Below are 18,533 nucleotides of genomic sequence, written 5' to 3' on the forward strand. Positions count from 1 at the left end.
AGCATAAATACTCACCCACTTATTTGGAGGTGTATCATGTCAACACAAATCTCTCATTATCATAAAACTGACCGCGTCAATGTCCCCGTGATGTATTATGTTTTGATATATGGTCAGATAATTGCAGGCCTGATTTTGTGGAGCATATAAGTATTTTTAACCACCCCTATAAACCCGTCCCGGCGGGTTTATAGGCACGCAATCGAGCAGAGAGCATTTTTATAAATTCGGATAATAATAATTCATCAGGTTCTTTGTGTTTATTTCTTCAATTACTCTTTGCCCATACATCTTCGGAACAAATGGCGTTTTTCTTCGGTCGTATGGCTTTATTCTTAGCGAATCGGTTATAGTGGGCCATTTATTCGCTGCAAAACAAAAAAATCATGCTGATGAAAACCATGAAATCCAAAATCCTTCATCCATTATTTATTTTTCCCAAAAAACCGGCATGGGTACTGGTGCTGGGATTCTTAATCTGCGCTCAGGCTTATTCTACTGAATCATTGAGTATCAGGCCACAGGAAACCCCCGATGCCTGCAACACGGATTTCCCGCAAATCAGGGTGACCGTTCATGGCATTGAACCACACGGTGTATTGAACGTTGAGTTGTATGATGATCCGGATCATTTTCTTTTTAAAAAGGGACGCAAGCGCAAGGTTCGCGCGCCTGCGGAAGAGGGATCACAGCAAGTCTGTATCAACCTCGAACAGCCGGGAACCTACGCCGTGGCGGCCTATCATGATCTGGATGGGAATCGTAAATTAAAAAGGCAGTGGAATCTGTTACCAAGCGAACCGTTTGGCTTATCAAACAATCCTGAGCGGCACGTGGGCTTTCCGAAATTCAGCGATTCCGCATTTACTGCAACTGGCCTGGGTGCGGATATTGTGATCAATCTGAAACAGCCTTGATTCATCGTGCCATGCGCATGCTGCTGAATCTGCTCTTTTCGCTGTTTGTTGCATATCTTGCGATGGTTTTATTGGTTTATCTGGGTCAATCCCGTTTGGTGTATTTTCCCGACAAGCAACTCAGCAATACGCCGGCTATGTTCGGCCTGGATTATTCATCCATGAGCATCGTCACCGCTGATGGCGAAACACTGCATGGATGGTGGGTACCTGTGCCGGATGCCACAGGCACGGTATTGTTTTTCCACGGCAACGCCGGAAATATTTCCCATCGCATCAATTATCTGACCATGTTCAAGCGGTTGGGCTATAACACCCTATTGTTTGATTACCGGGGTTATGGCCAGAGCAGCGGAGCTCCGTCGGAATCCGGCACCTATCTGGATGCCCAGGCCGCCTGGCAGTATTTGACCGTAACGCAAAAGATCGCACCTGAACAGATCGTATTGTTTGGCGAATCGCTTGGTGGCGCGATGGCAGCCTGGCTGGCTGCGCGCGAGAAGCCCGGCCTGCTGGCGCTGGCGTCGACGTTCACCTCGGTTTCCGATCTGGCCACGCAAATATATCCCTTCTTGCCGGTACGCTGGATCAATCGCTTTGAATACAACACGCTGGGATCATTGCAATCGGTAACTTGCCCGGTTTTTATCGCACATAGCCCGCAAGATGAAATCGTCCCGTTTCAGCATGGTCAACGATTATTCCAAGCGGCTTCCGGGGCGAAACAATTTTTAACCCTGCAAGGTGGCCACAATAACGGATTTGTTTTTATGCAGCCTGTATGGCAAAAAGCTCTGGGAACATTTATGGATGAACATCTGAAATCACCCACGGATTAGCTCGATTTTGCAATAGATAAAAGACAACTTACCCATGACTCGTGAAACACCCGATTTTGATCATGATCAAGACCTTTTCGATCTCGCCGTACGCGTCGGGGAGAATCTTATGCAGCGCGGATGGATGCTGGTAACAGCCGAATCCTGCACCGGCGGTTGGGTGGGCCAGGCGGTTACTGCGGTGGCGGGCAGTTCAATCTGGTACGATCGAGGCTTTATCACGTATAGCAACAGATCCAAATGCGAAATGCTGGGAGTGCAATCCGCACTCCTGGATCAATTTGGCGCCGTATCGCCGCAAACCGCACAAGCGATGGTCACCGGAGCGCTTACCCGAAGCCATGCGCAAATAGGTTTATCCATTACCGGCATTGCCGGGCCTGCCGGCGGGACAGCCAAAAAACCGGTGGGAATGGTATGTTTTGCCTGGGCGAGCAAGGATGGTTCGGTGCAACACGAAACTCATCACTTCAAGGGTAACCGTGAAAGCATCCGGCGTTCGGCAGTAACTACTGCCTTACGGGGCATATTGCATTTATTGGACAATGCCATTGTTATGGCATGATGTTCTAGCGGTAAAAATACTGAGGGTACCTTGCGAATACCCTCAGTATCATCGTCAAGCATTACCGTGAAAACCAGCAGCAATGCCGGGAACAGGATTTTAAATGATTACAAAGTCAGCGGCTGTTAACGCAGGTATTCCCGTCAGTGTTGCAAAAGCCACTTGTGCGCCGGCACCATTGCCGTCGGCATCGTAATAAAGATTTCCATTGGCGGTGTTATAAATCAGGAAATCATTACTATCCAAAGCAACTGCGCCCGGGCCGGATACCAGCGTATTCGCGGGAATAGCGCCTGTGGCAGCAAACTTGGTAAAAATGGCATTCTCCAAGCGGATAGTGTCATCAGCCACGTTAAAATCCGCAAGCGTATCGACATTGGTAGTCGCATTCAGCGCGGTATTGAATACGATGAAATCAGAACCCGTACCCCCGGAAATATTGTCGGAACCTGCAGCTCCATTCAGGACATCATTCCCGATTCCCCCGTTGATGGTGTTGTTTGCGCCATTGCCAGTAATCGTGTTGGCGAGTGCGTTGCCGATCCCCGTTGTTGCAGGCCCGGCCAAAAGAAGATTCTCAACATTCGCACCCAGCGTATGATTTGCTACATAACTGATCACCAGATCGGTACCGCCGCCGACCGCTTCGGAATACGTATCGCCTGCATTCTCGACGATAAAGGTATCGTTACCTCCTCCGCCCACCATGCTGTCATTGCCATCGCCGCCATTGAATATGTCATTGCCGGCACCGCCTGTAAAAGCATCCCTGAACTGCGTACCCTGAAAAATATCATTTCCGGAAGTCCCTGCGATTGCAATCGGTGCTGCAGGAGCGACGCTCTCATTATCAATGATTGTTGCACTGGCCGAGGCGTTACCGATCGTTGCATTGACCGCGCCACTCAAGTTGAGTGTAAAGTTCTCCTGCGCTTCCGCAATGATATCGTCAACCAAGGCAACGCGGACAATTTTGGATACTTCACCGGGTGTAAAAGCCAAGGTTCCGGAGGCATGAACATAATCCGTTCCGGAACCGGCCGTCCCTGCAGCAGTACTGTAATTTACACGAGCACCGCCAGCACTGGGTGCTGCCAGCGTAATCTGGAAGTCAATAAATCCTTTATCTTCGGATGCAGCGACATTGGCGACATTGATCACGGGCGAAGCCACTGCAGCCCTATCATTGCCAGCTATAATGACATGTCCGCGCCCGTCTCCCACCGTCATGCCAACCGGGTTGCTTAATGTCACATCAAATAGCTCCGCATCTTCAACCGCATTATCGTTCAACAGGCCAAATGTAACCGTTTTAGCTGTTTCACCTGGCGCGAACGCCACCGTGCCGATGTGCAGATTGCGAAAATCACTGCCATTGTTAGCCGTTACATTCTGCCCTGCCACATTAACCTTCGCGCCGCTGACGCTGGGTTTATCGAGAATAATAGTGACGGTTGCCGTCTGGTCGGTTTCATCCACAACAGTGTCAGTAATTCTTGCGACAGGCACACCAGAGGTTGCATCATTGTCGATGATGGTGCCAAATGCCGTAGCATCGGCTAAGATCGCATTGGCGCTGGGTGAAGATAGATTGAGTTCAAAGTTCTCGATCGCTTCAGCGATTGAACCGTTTGACATCGTGACCCGTACCGTCTTAACCATCTCTCCCGGTGCAAAATTCAGCGTTCCCGACGTAAACACAAAATCCTGATTACCCCCATAAGTGGCGGTATTCAAATCCGTGCGGTAATTGACGGTCACAGGATTGATATTCGGCGCATCCAGGCGCACCAGAAAATCCGCATAGGCTTGCAACTCATCGACAAAAATATCGTCGACGGAAATCCTCGAGTTGCTCACCGCGGCTGCATCGTTTTCAAAAATGATCGCAGTGCCAATAGCATCCAGCGTGGTGGCGTTGGTCAGCGCGGACAACGCCAGATTGAACGATTCGGAGGCTTCAAATGCTGCGTTGTTGATCAACGTGACTTTCACCGTTTTGGCGGTCTCGCCCGGCGCAAATTTAAGCGAACCATTCGTGGCGACAAAGTCCGAGCCCGCCAGAGCGGTGCCATTCTGCGTGGCATAGTTCATCGAAACCACGCTGGTCGATGGCCGGTCAAGCGCGATGACAAAAGTGGCTTCCTTCGTCGCTTCGTCTACGGTAAAGTCATTGATCGACACCACCGGCGTGCCCGACGGCGCATCATTATCGAAAATCGTTCCAAGCGCGGATGCGTCAACAATGATTGCATTGGCGCTGGGTGAAGATAGATTGAGTTCAAAGTTCTCGATCGCTTCAGCGATTGAACCGTTTGACATCGTGACCCGTACCGTCTTAACCATCTCTCCCGGTGCAAAATTCAGCGTTCCCGACGTAAACACAAAATCCTGATTACCCCCATAAGTGGCGGTATTCAAATCCGTGCGGTAATTGACGGTCACAGGATTGATATTCGGCGCATCCAGGCGCACCAGAAAATCCGCATAGGCTTGCAACTCATCGACAAAAATATCGTCGACGGAAATCCTCGAGTTGCTCACCGCGGCTGCATCGTTTTCAAAAATGATCGCAGTGCCAATAGCATCCAGCGTGGTGGCGTTGGTCAGCGCGGACAACGCCAGATTGAACGATTCGGAGGCCTCAAATGCTGCGTTGTTGATCAACGTGACTTTCACCGTTTTGGCGGTCTCGCCCGGCGCAAATTTAAGCGAACCATTCGTGGCGACAAAGTCCGAGCCCGCCAGAGCGGTGCCATTCTGCGTGGCATAGTTCATCGAAACCACGCTGGTCGATGGCCGGTCAAGCGCGATGACAAAAGTGGCTTCCTTCGTCGCTTCGTCTACGGTAAAGTCATTGATCGACACCACCGGCGTGCCCGACGGCGCATCGTTATCGAAAATCGTTCCAAGCGCGGATGCGTCAACAATGATTGCATTGGCGCTGGGTGAAGATAGATTGAGTTCAAAGTTCTCGATCGCTTCAGCAATTGCATTATTGGTGATCGAAACACTGACAGTTTTAGATACCTCACCGGGATTAAAGGTTAAGGTCCCCGATGTAAATACAAAATCCTGGTTACCGCCATAAGTGGCAGTATTTAGGTCTGTGCGGTAATTAACAGTGACCGGAGCGGCATTTGCGACATCCAGCCATACGATAAAATTTGCGGTTGCATTGGTTTCATCAACAAAAACATCATCAACTCGAATCGTCGTCATTTTTATTATCCTTATAAAATTTATCAGGCGCTATCGTTGAAATCGCCTTTTTATTAGTCTTTGGCTACAGCATGTCTTGGACCAAATTCCAGCCGCGACTGCCATACCTGCTTATTCCATTTGTAATGGAACAAGATGAAATCTTAGCACTGAATTCAGTTGAAAATACAATTTTTGGAGGGGCGTTCGAAAATAAATATATCGATGTTTTCATTGATATATTTATTTTATGAAGCGTACTGGAGGAACTCAGGAACTCATCAAAGTGATCCATGATCAGGGCGACCAAAAATAGTCTGATGCGACGGTTACTTTAAAGGCGATCGTAAAACAATCAGGCATCAAGCAGTAGCTTTACCGTTATACATAAACAGCGTGCAATTACTGATAATGCAATGACCGTATCTTAAGACTAACCATGCAATCAGTGCCCACCTGATTGTTGGCCGGTCTGAGAGATCAGACGGTCACAGTAGGCAATAGCCAAGGCTGAAAGCAAGAACGCCATATGTATTCCGGTTTGCGCAATCAACGTCTTTTCGTCATAAGCACTGGCGTTGATGAACGTTTTCAGAAGGTGTATCGACGAAATACCGATGATGGCGGTTGCCAGCTTGACCTTCAGCACGGACGCATTGACATGCGACAGCCATTCCGGCTGATCGGGATGCCCCTCCAGATTCATGCGCGACACAAAGGTTTCATAACCGCCGATAATCACCATGATCAGCAGATTCGAGATCATGACAACATCGATCAGCCCCAATACGACAAGCATAATGGCCGTTTCAGTCAGTTTCTCCGGCCTATCGGCACCTTTAATCGTAACGGTATCGAGAATATGCTGTAACGCGCTTTTATTTCCCATCACGGCACCGATGAGATCCACCAGCTCGACCCAGAAATGAAACACATAAATGCATTGCGCCAGCACCAACCCAAGATATAAGGGCAGCTGCAACCAACGGGTGAGAAACAAAAATTTCGCTATCGGATGAATTCGCCTTACCGGCCGTCCTGGTAAATTATTTTCCATATCTTTCATTGTTCATTCAAAAGTGCGCAAGATTATCATAGCGACGGTTAAAACAAAATTCAGTCTCTTCAAAACCAATCTTTGTCCGAAATTTGGTGTTGCGGTTCAATAACTCGGTAGGATGTGCCGATCGCAAGAAGGCGCATCGAATGTATTATTCAAGCCCCTCAACATCATAGTCCTCACGATTTCCCCAATTTTCGGGATAGACGCCTTGTTCGACATACCGATGAAAACTGGAATAAGGCCAATCACTGACTCTTTTAGCCCAGCCATGTTTAACAGGATTCCAATGAATATAATCAATGTGCCGGTTAAAATCATTTTGGTCACGTAACAGATGTTCCCAAAATCGACGTTACCATATTCCTCTTTCCCGGCGGGACTTCCGGCTGGCGGAAATTCTTTCTCCTTTGGCTACGTGACGGGAAAAGCAACTTTTCAACAGTTTCCATCGGGTTGAAAAATCTGCATCGGTTTGCGGTAGCGTCCAGATACAGTGCAAGTGATCCGGTAAAATAACGACCACATTCATGCGAAAAGGGTAGCGCTGTTTGGTGTATTCAAATGCGCTGCGCAGTAAATCGATTTTCTCCACTAATAGCCGATTGTTCTTGCGCTCGGCAAGATTGACCGTAAAAAACCAGGAACCTCCGGGAACATACACACGCCGGTATTCTGCCATTTCGTTTGTTTCCCTGTTTTCACACGTTTTTGATGATGCGCCTCCTTGCGGTCGGCACATCCTACCTGGCTCCAATTGTAGGTTGGGCTGACAAAGGAAGCCCAACATCTATCGCTTATCACGGAACGAACCCTTTGTTTTTACCGCTGTTTGATGTTGGGTTTTCTCCGGCATCCCAACCTACCGCACTCGGAAAACAAAAAACCCGGAAATATCAGTCACCGGGTTTTTATTTTATCAACAACTACAATTACGATCACAACTTCGCCAGCACTTCTGCCACCGTCTGCCCCATCAGCGATGGCGTCGGGCAGATCGTGACGCCGAGTTCTTTCAGCATTGCCACTTTCTCGGCGGCGCTTTCTCCGGCGGAGGAGATGATCGCACCGGCGTGGCCCATGCGGCGGCCTTCGGGTGCGGTAAGTCCGGCGATGTAGGCGACCAGCGGTTTGGTCATGTGTTCCTTGGCGAATTTTCCGGCGTCGACTTCCTGCGGACCGCCGATTTCGCCGATCATCAGTGCGACTTTGGTTTCCGGGTCTTGTTCCAGTCGTTTCAGAATATCGCGGTGCGAACTGCCGGGGATCGGATCGCCGCCGATGCCGACCGATGTTGAAATACCAATACCGAGCAGACGCATTTGATCAGCCGCTTCGTAGCCCAGGGTGCCGGAGCGGCCAACCACGCCGACATTGCCGCGAATGTAGATATGACCTGGCATAATGCCAAGCATGGCACGGCCCGGGCTGATGGTGCCGGCGCAATTCGGGCCGGTCAGCAGCATACGTTCCATTTTCGGAAAGCGGCGCAGGAAATTCTTGACCGTCATCATGTCTTGCGTTGGGATGCCGTCGGTGATCGAAACGCAGTATTTGATTCCGGCATCGGCGGCTTCCATGATCGAATCCGCAGCGAAGGCCGGTGGCACGAAGACGATGCTGGCTTCCGCACCGACTTGCTCGATCGCTTCCTTGACGGTGTTGAATACCGGCAATCCCAGATGCGTTTGCCCGCCTTTGCCGGGCGTAACGCCACCGACCACGTTGGAGCCGTAGTCAATCATTTCCTGAGCATGAAAGGTACCGATTCTTCCGGTAAAGCCTTGCACAATAATTTTTGTTTTTTCGTTGATTAATATGGCCACTTTGAACTCCTAGGCTTTTTGAGCGACGACTTCGTTACGGGCACGGACGACTTTTTCCGCGGCTTCCGCTAACGTATCGGCGGTGATGATGGGCAGGCCGCTGTTCTTGATGATGCTACGGCCTTCTTCGACGTTTGTTCCCGATAGCCGAACCACCAATGGGATTTTCATATCGATGTTCTTGACCGCTTGCACCACGCCTTCCGCAATCCAGTCGCAACGGTTGATGCCCGCGAAGATATTCACCAGCATCGCTTTAACGCCTGAATCGGCAAGCACCAGACGGAATGCTTTTTCGGTGCGCTCGGCGGATGCGCCGCCACCGACGTCGAGAAAGTTTGCCGGTTCGCCACCCGCCAGCTTGATCATGTCCATCGTCGCCATCGCCAGGCCTGCACCATTGATCATGCAGCCAATGTCGCCATCCAGGCCGACATAACTCAAACCGGCCTCGGCAGCAGCGACTTCGCGCGGATCGACTTGCGTATTGTCACGCAGTTCAGCGATTTTATGACGGCGGAACAATGCGTTTTCGTCAAATACCATTTTGGCGTCGAGTGCCACGATTTCGTTATTGGCGGTGATGACCAGCGGGTTGATTTCCAGGATATTGGCGTCGAGATCGCGCAACGCACGATAACAGCCTTTAATGGTTTTCACCGCATGGTTCAGTTGTGCCGGATCGATACCCAGGCCAAACGCCATTTTACGCGCTTGAAAATCCTGCAATCCGACGGCAGGCTCGATATAAATCTTGATGATCGCTTCCGGATTGGTCTCTGCCAGTTTCTCGATTTCCATACCGCCCTCGGCGGCACCGATCATGATGACGCGCTCACTGGCGCGATCGATCATGAAGGACAGATACATCTCCTTGCTAATATTGGTTCCGGCTTCAATATAAACGCGGGAACAAATTTTTCCAGCCGGGCCGGTTTGATGGGTCACCAGTTTCTTGCCGATTAATTCCTCTACCGCCTGCTCGACTTCCGTATGCGTTCTGCACACCTTGATGCCACCCGCCTTGCCGCGCGCACCGGAATGAATTTGCGCCTTGACGACCCATACATCACCCTCTATTTCTCTGGCGCGCTGTACCGCTTCGACAACGCTGTAAGCCAAACCGCCTTCAGCGATCTTGACGCCGTACTCCGCCAGAATTTCTTTTGCTTGATATTCGTGAATGTTCAATTCAATTTCCCCAACAATTGCAATAACTGCGTTAACTCAATAAATTCAATTCATTGCATGATAAAAACAAAAGCCGCAATCAGCGGCTTTTTTAGTCATTCATCGCCGGCCGTTTTTGACGGCAATCGCATCGGCGATTTTCACCACATTATTGGCCATTCTTTCCGAAGCGGCGTCAATTAAACGGCCATCCAGCGCTGCAGCGCCTTTGCCCTGGGCGGCAGCTTCTTTAAGCGCGGCCAGAATGCGCTTGGCTTTCTCAATCTCTCTTTCCGGTGGTGTAAATACATCGTTGGCCAGTTCAATCTGCGTGGGATGAATGGCCCATTTGCCTTCGCATCCCAGCGCAGCTGCGCGTTTCGCCGCCAGCGCGTAGCCATCCGGATCTTTGATATCGCCAAATGGCCCGTCGATGGGCCGCAAGCCATAAGCACGGCAGGCCACGATCATGCGGCTGATGGCGAAATGCCACTGGTCTCCGGGATAATCCGGATTCAACCCGCCGATATTGGTGGTTCTGGCGCGGTTGCTGGCGGCATAATCGGCCACACCAAAGTGCAACGCTTCCAATCTCCCCGTTGCGCCATGACGCGCGATATCTTCCACATTGGCCATACCCAGCGCGGTTTCGATCAACGCTTCCAGACCGATACGGTTGGTCAGGCCTTGCTGCTTCTCAAGCTGCGTCACCATGGCTTCCACCATGTAAACATCGGCATACACACCCGCTTTCGGGATCAACAGCGTATCGATCTTGCTTCCGGCCTGCTCAACCAGATCCACCACATCACGTACCATATATTGTGTATCAAGGCCATTGATGCGCACTGAAACCGTGATGCCATGCCCCTTCCAATCCAGATCGTTAAGCGCTTGAATAACATTCTTACGTGCCTGAACTTTGTCATCGGGAGCAACGGCATCCTCCAAATCGAGAAAAACAAAATCTACGCCGCTGTTCAATGCCTTTTCAAACATCCCCGGATTGGAACCCGGAACGGCCAATTCACAGCGTTGTACCCGCTGTACGGTGGTTTCATAAAGCGTGTGACTCATTTTTCCTCCAGAATTAATAAATTTTTAAGTTTCAATAGCGCTAATTAACGAGCATGCCGGATGAGTTTAGAGGTGCCCTTAAGGCATTCTGTGATTCGTGGATTAGCAACGCAGGTAATCTTGATGAGGTGAATTGTTAGAATAAATAGTTTTTGGTTTCTTATTGTAAAGGCTAATTATTCAGAGAATTATATCTTCTCCACGGGAATTTATCTACTGACAGCCTTTCCCGATATGAAATGAACCCGAGCACCGAGATCCAGAATCAGGCATTCTGCGCGCCGGAATGATCGATGGGAATGAGGCAAAAGTTACAATCTAATTGAGCATCGCAATGCTAAAATGACATCACTTATCCAGTGATAACCGATCCCCAAAATACAAAACTATCGTGATTTTTCTTCATGCTTGTTCTAGGTATTGAAACTTCCTGCGACGAAACCGGAATTGCGCTTTTTGATACAGAGCGCGGCCTGTTGAGTCACGCATTGTATTCGCAGGTAGAAATGCATAGTGAATATGGTGGCGTGGTGCCTGAGCTGGCATCGCGCGATCATATCCGGCGCGTATTGCCTTTGATTAAACAGACATTGACCGCTGCTAAACGTGATTTGCACCAAATCAATGCAATCGCTTATACGCAAGGCCCCGGCCTGGCCGGCGCGCTTCTGGTCGGTGCCAGCATTGGCGCGGCAATGAGTTTTGCATTAAAAATTCCTGCATTGGGCATTCATCATCTGGAAGGACATTTGCTGTCCCCGTTATTATCCACCCCGGCACCGGATTTCCCATTCATTGCTTTACTGGTATCGGGAGGACATACGCAATTGATGCAAGTGGACGCGGTCGGCCACTATGGATTGCTAGGTGAAACCGTAGACGATGCTGCCGGTGAGGCATTTGATAAAACAGCCAAATTACTGGAATTAGGTTATCCGGGTGGCGCGGCGTTATCGAAACTCGCCCGGCGCGGCCGGCCCGGACAATTTAAATTGCCACGGCCAATGCTGAACAGCGGGGATCTCAATTTCAGTTTCAGCGGACTGAAAACTGCGGTTCTGACTTTAGTCAGCAAACAGGAACTTACAGAACAAATCCGCGCGGATATCGCTCTGGCGTTTCAAGACGCGGTTGTGGAGGTATTGACGCAAAAATCGCTGACAGCCTTATCACAATCGGGGCTAACGCAACTGGTGGTAGCCGGTGGGGTCGGCGCCAACGAGCAATTACGTGAAAGTCTCAATTATAAAGCGGCTCTGAAAGGCGCGACGGTCTTTTATCCGGAACTTGAATTTTGTACCGATAATGGCGCCATGATTGCATTTGCCGGCGCAATGCGGCTCCAGGCAATGCCGGAAAAGAATTGGCAACCCGCCAGCAGTTTTACCGTCAAGGCACGCTGGGATCTGGAAATGCTTGAGATACCGGAAACTGATTAGGGAAGCACTGATTAATCCGGCGAACGGGATGAGGCACGAGCCGCGTAACGAAGTGATTCGCTCGTGCAGCCAATGAATCAGCGTTTTCTTAAATACCGGGAGATTTTTTTTCGCCAATGCGACCTTCCTTGCCTGCCAGTAAGTTAACAATATTCGACTGATGCCGCCAAATCAGTATCAATGACATCAACAACACAGCTAATGTATTGCTTTCAAAGCCCAACAGAGTTGCGGCATATACCGGAGCCAGCGCGGCTGCAATTAAAGCCGATAGCGAAGATATGCGCCAGATCAATGCGGCCAGAATCCAGGTTCCGATAGCCAGCAAACCCAACCAGAAATCCAATCCCAGCAATACACCCACTGCAGTTGCCACACCCTTGCCACCCTGGAAACGTAAAAATACCGGAAACACATGCCCCAGAAACACCGCCAAGGCAACCACCGCCACTGCTTCGTTCCCCAATCCCCAGGATGGGGCGTAAGTTTGTGTCAGAATCACTGCAACCCAGCCTTTTCCGGCATCGCCCAGCAGAGTAAAAACCGCCGCCGCTTTCTTGCCGCTACGCAAAACATTGGTCGCCCCAGGATTTTTTGAGCCGTACGTGCGCGGATCCGGTAATTTAAAAATCCAGCTGGATATCACGGCAAAGGAAACCGATCCCAGAAAATACGCCAACATAGCACATACCCATAACGTCATGTAATTAGCACCACCCGGACAAAATAGAATAGAATCGCGACTTGTTCGCACCCATGAAGCTTTTGATACCTCCAGAATAACCCCCATATTTTAGCGCTTAATCACCGATGGATATTATTTTTCTGCATGACTTCAAGGCCAAGACCCTGATTGGCATTTACCCCTGGGAACGCATCGTTCCGCAAACCATCCAGATCGACCTGGAAATCGCACTGCCCACCAGCCATGCCTGTCAATCCGATAACATTGCGGATGCACTGGATTATGCTTTGATCATTGAAAAAATTAATGAGATTCTGGCGACACATCATTTTTCACTGCTGGAAGCATTGGCCGAGCATATCGCACAAACTGTTCTGACGGAATTTCAATCCCCGTGGATCAAGGTCAGCGTTGCCAAGCTTGGTATAATACGAGGGGTTAAAAAGCTGGGAGTGCGTATCGAACGGACATCCGACGCTATATCTGAGATTCGTTCGCACATAAGTTTAGTTAACAGCTAATCAGGGCTTTAGATACGAGCTCGCACCTTTCCGCTTTCCTGATTTCAAAACCATATACTTGCGAACGCCTGGTACAAATCTTGCCGGTTGTCCGTTTGCTTGACTTCAAGCAGACATCTTCGCATCCAAATTTGAAGGAGATGCAATGAAATATGAATTGCTGGGTGAATATCACGCCTTTATGAAACAAGCCAAGAGTGCAGCGGAAAAACGCTTTGCCATACTTCACAATCTTGCGGTACAAATACGCAGCTTAGCTGAAGATCCGATCCGGACAATTGATGCGGAAACAGAAGCAATAGAAAGAGCAATAGCCGAAGCTAAAGCAGCGGAATTTGAAATGACTGCCGCAATCGGCTGCGTCAATGAAACCGCCAAGTTATGCGGAAAGGAAGAAATTACGACAGGCAATTTCAAACGTTGAACCGTAAACCCAGGAGTCCGGAAACTCCTATGTTTCTCCACGCCAACGCAATAAGCAACCAAAATGGTGACGGATAAAAAACAATCGGAGCGGACGCTACGCTGCGCTGCGGATTGATCTTCTGCAATTTTGCGGTCTCTATAAGAGAGACACCGTATCAACTTCCTTATGCCGGTTTCGTAATCGCCGGGGGCAAATATACAAAACGACTGCGTGCATGGAATTCACACTGCTCGCGCCAATTACATTTTATTTTTCACCAGACCGGACAAATAATTTAACAACTCCTCTTCTTTATAGGGTTTACCTAGAAATATATCAACGCCTAAACCCTTGGCAATCTTGCGATGCTTTTCTGCGGTTCGTGAAGAAATGATGATCATCGGAATATGAGCTGTTTCCGGGTTTGCGCGTACCTTTTCGATCAATTCAAAGCCGTTCATTTTAGGCATTTCCAAGTCAATCAGCATGACGTCAGGGATGATTTCCCGAAGGCTTTCGGTCGCTTCGATGCCATTTTTCGCGATCACCACATTGCAACCTTCACGTTCCAGAAGGCGGCAGGTTACTTTACGCACGGTTAATGAATCGTCCACTACCATGATGGTGGGCGTTTTGACAGATTTCTTCTGTGTCGCGGCAGCTAATTCAGGCATCGGTGTACTGAGTGTTTTTTGTACATCGCTGCGTTGCATCAATTTGACCGGATTCAGGATCAGAATGATTTCGCCGTCACCGGTGATGGTGGCGCCTTCGATGCCGGGCGCATGAGCGAGTTGCGAGCCGGCATTCTTGATCACCACTTCGGTATCGCCTAGAAATTCATCAGTGTGAATCGCCAGATATTGGGTACCGCTATGCAGAAATAACACCGGGTTGTGCCGGGCAATCTCCGGATTGTGACCGGATTCGCCCAATAAATGCGCCAGATGGGAAAACGGATATTTTTTTCCGTTAAATTCAATACAATGATCCTGATAGATTGTCTTTAATTCCTCCGGATCAAATTCCCGATGATGCTCCACAATGAACGCCGGTATCGCATAGGTTTGTTTTCCCGCGCGGATCATGAATGTCTGCGCCACGGACAGCGTGAGCGGCAGAGACATCGTGAAGCTTGTACCTTGATGCAGCGCGGAATGGACGCTGATGCGGCCACTCAGCATCAGGATTTCATTCCGCACGACATCCAATCCAATGCCGCGACCGGAAATTCCGGTGATGGAATCGGTAGTTGACAGACCTTGCGCGAAAATCAATGACGTGATCGCATCGTCGTCCAGGGCCTCGTTTTCCTGAATCAATCCAAGCCGTTGTCCTTCCTCGCGGATACGCGGCAGACTCAAGCCACGGCCATCATCGCTGAGCGTGATAATCACTTCATTGCCTTGCTGGCGCAATTGCAGGGTTATTTTCCCGGTCTCGGGCTTGCCCGCCTGTTGCCTCTGCACCGGTTCTTCGATGCCATGCGCAATGGCATTGCGTAGCAGATGTTCGAGTGGGGGGTTGATTTTTTCCAATACATTGCGATCTATCTCAACTTCCGCGCCAAGAATTTCCAAATGAACTCTTTTTCCCATATCCTCAGAAACTTGTCTGACAATGCGGTAATAACGCTCGGCATAATTGCTAAACGGTATGGTGCGAATCTGCAGCAAGGATTGCTGCAACCGGCGGTTGATGACGGATTGCTGCGCAACGGATTCTTCAGCGGCATGATGTGTCGTGCGTAGACTCTTTTGCACGGTAATTATGTCATCAACACTTTCCGCCATCAGTCGCGTCAATTCCTGCAAGCGGGAAAAACGATCGAATTCGAGAGGATCGAATGCATGTTGATTTTCATGTTGTTGCGCAAGGTGGGATTGCATTTGCGTTTCCGCCTGAATTTCCACTTCGCGCAACTGATCATGCAGGCGGTGGGTGCTTTCGGCAAGATCCTGCAAAGACTGCTTGAAACTGTTCAGTTGCGCTTCAACTCCGGATCGCAGAATGCTGGCTTCTCCGGAATCATTCATCAGCCGGTCAATAAGCTCGGAATTGATGCGTAAAATGGCCTTGGATTGAAGCAGATCTGTTTTCTCGGGTGAGGCGTGATTCTGCTCTGATGAATCCGCTACGCTAGGGATATCGACTGGTTCCGAAACCGCAGGAGCGCTCATACTTTGCAGCTGTTCAATCTGGCTGCTGATGATATCAAATTCACTCTCGAGCTGATCCAATGCAGAATCCGCTATGTTACGCTCATGGAAAGCCGCTTCGACATGACTTTCCATGGCATGAATCGAGTCGCCCAGCAATACCGCTCCCGCCATGCGGGCGCTTCCCTTCAGGGTATGCAGCAGTCGTAGCATCGCATGGTGAATATCATCATCTTCCGGCAACATGCGCCAAGCTCGCAATTTGCTGCCAATTTGCGGAACAATGTCATAAGTTTCTTCAAGAAATGCCTGAAGCAGCTCCCGGTCGATCTGCCCAATAGCATCGGAAGCCGGAGTAGATCCCGCTGATGGGGGGCGAGGCGATACCTCCGGCAATGCGATCAATTTTTCGGATGTCACTGCGAGCTCATCGGCATTGGCACCAGCGCTCATAGTCCCGGCTTTTGTCTGTTGAACCAGCAATTCTTTTGCCGCCAGCAACAATGTCTTAGCGTCAACATGAACAGCGCCCTGTTCACGCAACTCTCTGCACCATCCGGCATAAGCCTGGTGCGCACGGGTGATCAAGTCTGTTAATTGATCGGTAATCGGTCTTTGCTCATCCAGCCAATGATTCAGCACTTGCTCCAGATTCCATGCAACATCGCTCATTTCCTCCAGCTTGACCATGCGGCCGCTGCCTTTCAGTGTGTGAAACTCTCGCCGCAAGCTGGAAAGTGCATCGCGATTGGCAGGATCGGCACAGCACCTCTGTAGATCACAGATCATTTCCGCCAGTACCTGATCCGCTTCTTCCAGAAAAATCTCGAGCAACTCCGAATCAACATCGGTGCTTGTTGCTTCATTACGCACTGTTTCCGGTTTAGCTTTGGTAGCGTGCAAGGCTACATTTTCCGGATTCGGTGGCAAGGCGTCTTTTTGTATCGCTGTCATTTGAAACAATGCAAGCGCTTCCTCGATAATCTGAATACAATCGGGTTGCCCGCTCCTGAGCGCTTCAATAAAGAAACCCAGGCTGCTTAATCCATCCACAAGCAGAATCTGTTCTGACTCAATGATTTCATAATCCGGCTCTAGCAGTCTCTCGACCAGATTCTGGCAAAATTTCGATAAAGTTTGAGCGCGCTCCAATTGCAGCATCACCAGAGCGCCCGAAATTTGCTTGAATAAACCTGAAAGCAAAGACAATTCGTATCGTTTGCTTGGCTCAAAAAAGAATTTATCCAGAATGCACTCGATTTGCCCCAGATTGGTCAGCATTTCTTGTGCAACCCGCGCCAGCAAATCTTTATCCTGCGTATTACTTTCTAACGCATTAAAAAAAGGAAGCGCGGGTAATTCGTTAACGTTGACATCGCCAGCGGTAACGCCCTGTAAACGGGAAACCAGTACATCGACCTGATGTGGCAGCTCCGGCGGCAGTTTGTAGAAATCATCGAGAATGCTCTCAATCGTCAATAAAGCGGTAGCCATTTCCATGGCCAATTCCTCGTTCATGTCTTGCGGCTGGGCATGCAAATACACGGCGGTATTGCTCATTGCTTCGATCAGCTTTATCAGCGGCGCACATTCCGTTTGCTGCGCTTGGTGCAAGAGCCAGTCGATATACTCTGACAACGAAACCAGACTTTCCTGATCCCCGGCACAAAACTCCCGCCAGATATCATTGGTTTGCATCAACGTACTACGCAATCTCTCCAATACGGGATTCAGAAATTCCGATTGTTCAAAGGTCACTGCACCGGTGGCTGACAGACTTGGCCAAGCAAAGCTGCGCTTGATTTCATCAATGCGCTGCCCGGTCGATGCGCTATGCGCCAGGTGATACAGCAATTCACGCATTAACACTGCAGGGTTACCCGGTGCTTCGGCAGCAAGATGACGAATCGCTTGCTCAATTTTCCCGCACAACCGCCGGATCGTGAGGTCAATATGAGTACTATCCAAATGCAGCAAATCTTCCAGGAAACCAGCCGCCACCCACCAGAAAACACGTTGCTCGGGAGTTCCCGGGAATGTCTCGATCTGATTCACAGCCACTGCCATTTGCTGCAAACCCTGCTGATCCGAAGGATCACGCAGCCACTTCAATAAGCCGGCCTGATATTCGGCGCCCAACTGTTTGGCGAGGGATTTGACGGATACTGCATCACTATGCACGGCTTGGGCTTTCAGCGCCGGATTCACCGTTAATCGCGGGAAAAACAAATCGCTCTCGGGCGCATTCTCGGAACCATACACTTGCATCAATGCGCGATAAGCCGGAAACAGCCGCAGCGCATTTTCTTCGGCGCCATCGATGAGTTCGTTTAAATAGAACAATAAGGCTTTGGTGGATTGTCTCAGCGCGTCGATAACCGGCGCACTAATTTCAATCTTTTTATAAATCAGTGCATCAACCGCTTGCTCCATCTTTTCGGTGACAAGGGTGATACTCGTCAGATTGAGCATCTCCAGCAAGCCATCCAGCTGATGAATATAATCCCGGCAGTCTTTGATCAGCTTGTCGTTGCCGGGATGCTGGCTATATACCTCCAGATTCTGGTCTATCAATGCAAATATCTGATAAATACCGTCCTTGATGCCGATAATGGCCGAAATGTTAAGTTTGGGTTGAGCGCTCATTTATCCGTACTATCAGTTCATA

14 protein-coding genes are annotated in these 18,533 nt (G+C 49.7%); 6 read left to right on the forward strand and 8 right to left on the reverse strand.

Annotated features, from left to right (window positions below; genetic code table 11):
- The first annotated feature begins 401 nt into the window (after positions 1-401).
- From C4S39_RS08300 to C4S39_RS08310, 3 genes are read left to right on the forward strand one after another with little or no spacing between them, the layout of a single operon-like run.
- Positions 402-917, forward strand: a complete 516-nt coding sequence (locus C4S39_RS08300) for a DUF2141 domain-containing protein (protein WP_103966593.1) — start codon at positions 402-404, stop codon at positions 915-917.
- Positions 914-1,756 carry an alpha/beta hydrolase gene (locus C4S39_RS08305; protein WP_258039357.1) on the forward strand — a complete coding sequence of 281 codons (843 nt, stop codon included), beginning with the start codon at positions 914-916 and terminating at the stop codon, positions 1,754-1,756. Before C4S39_RS08300 ends, C4S39_RS08305 begins: the two co-directional genes overlap by 4 nt.
- 34 nt (positions 1,757-1,790) lie before the next feature.
- Positions 1,791-2,321 (forward strand): CinA family protein, encoded by a 531-nt coding sequence (locus C4S39_RS08310; protein WP_103966560.1) that lies wholly within the window; start codon positions 1,791-1,793, stop codon positions 2,319-2,321.
- Positions 2,322-2,420: 99 nt separating this feature from the next.
- Here C4S39_RS08310 and C4S39_RS08315 read toward each other — a convergent pair whose 3' ends face one another.
- From C4S39_RS08315 to C4S39_RS08340, 6 genes are all read right to left on the reverse strand, one after another.
- Complete coding sequence (locus C4S39_RS08315) at positions 2,421-5,543, reverse strand: Calx-beta domain-containing protein (RefSeq protein ID WP_103966561.1); 3,123 nt, start codon at positions 5,541-5,543, stop codon at positions 2,421-2,423.
- 424 nt (positions 5,544-5,967) lie between these two features.
- A complete protein-coding gene (locus C4S39_RS08320) occupies positions 5,968-6,588 on the reverse strand; it encodes a YqhA family protein (protein ID WP_219817932.1) in 621 nt (206 codons plus the stop codon).
- A gap of 349 nt (positions 6,589-6,937) precedes the next feature.
- Positions 6,938-7,324 carry an REP-associated tyrosine transposase gene (locus C4S39_RS15790; RefSeq protein WP_258039358.1) on the reverse strand — a complete coding sequence of 129 codons (387 nt, stop codon included), beginning with the start codon at positions 7,322-7,324 and terminating at the stop codon, positions 6,938-6,940.
- A gap of 196 nt (positions 7,325-7,520) precedes the next feature.
- Positions 7,521-8,408: a succinate--CoA ligase subunit alpha gene (gene sucD, locus C4S39_RS08330; RefSeq protein WP_103966562.1), complete on the reverse strand. Its 888-nt coding sequence runs from the start codon at positions 8,406-8,408 to the stop codon at positions 7,521-7,523.
- 9 nt (positions 8,409-8,417) lie between these two features.
- The gene (locus C4S39_RS08335; RefSeq protein ID WP_103966563.1) at positions 8,418-9,599 is read right to left on the reverse strand and encodes a malate--CoA ligase subunit beta; all 1,182 of its coding nucleotides are present in this window, start codon (positions 9,597-9,599) and stop codon (positions 8,418-8,420) included.
- Between the two features lie 99 nt (positions 9,600-9,698).
- Positions 9,699-10,655, reverse strand: a complete 957-nt coding sequence (locus C4S39_RS08340; RefSeq protein ID WP_103966564.1) for an HpcH/HpaI aldolase/citrate lyase family protein — start codon at positions 10,653-10,655, stop codon at positions 9,699-9,701.
- A 404-nt stretch (positions 10,656-11,059) separates the two neighbouring features.
- Between C4S39_RS08340 and tsaD the strand changes: the two genes are divergently transcribed.
- Positions 11,060-12,094, forward strand: a complete 1,035-nt coding sequence (tsaD, locus tag C4S39_RS08345) for a tRNA (adenosine(37)-N6)-threonylcarbamoyltransferase complex transferase subunit TsaD (protein ID WP_103966565.1) — start codon at positions 11,060-11,062, stop codon at positions 12,092-12,094.
- An 88-nt stretch (positions 12,095-12,182) separates the two neighbouring features.
- On the opposite strand, the gene plsY is transcribed toward tsaD, so the two are convergent.
- A complete protein-coding gene (gene plsY / locus C4S39_RS08350; protein WP_103966596.1) occupies positions 12,183-12,797 on the reverse strand; it encodes a glycerol-3-phosphate 1-O-acyltransferase PlsY in 615 nt (204 codons plus the stop codon).
- A gap of 107 nt (positions 12,798-12,904) precedes the next feature.
- On the opposite strand from plsY, the gene C4S39_RS08355 reads away from it, so the two are divergent.
- Both C4S39_RS08355 and C4S39_RS08360 read left to right on the forward strand, forming a co-directional pair.
- Entirely contained in the window at positions 12,905-13,300 is a 396-nt protein-coding gene (locus C4S39_RS08355) for a dihydroneopterin aldolase (RefSeq protein ID WP_103966566.1), read from the forward strand.
- Between the two features lie 145 nt (positions 13,301-13,445).
- Complete coding sequence (locus C4S39_RS08360; protein WP_103966567.1) at positions 13,446-13,724, forward strand: hypothetical protein; 279 nt, start codon at positions 13,446-13,448, stop codon at positions 13,722-13,724.
- 242 nt (positions 13,725-13,966) lie between these two features.
- Here C4S39_RS08360 and C4S39_RS08365 read toward each other — a convergent pair whose 3' ends face one another.
- Positions 13,967-18,511 (reverse strand): hybrid sensor histidine kinase/response regulator, encoded by a 4,545-nt coding sequence (locus tag C4S39_RS08365; RefSeq protein ID WP_103966568.1) that lies wholly within the window; start codon positions 18,509-18,511, stop codon positions 13,967-13,969.
- Positions 18,512-18,533 lie beyond the last annotated feature (22 nt).

Origin of the sequence: Nitrosomonas ureae, from assembly GCF_900108305.1 — a bacterium.
GTDB classification, from domain to species: Bacteria; Pseudomonadota; Gammaproteobacteria; order Burkholderiales; family Nitrosomonadaceae; genus Nitrosomonas; species Nitrosomonas ureae_B.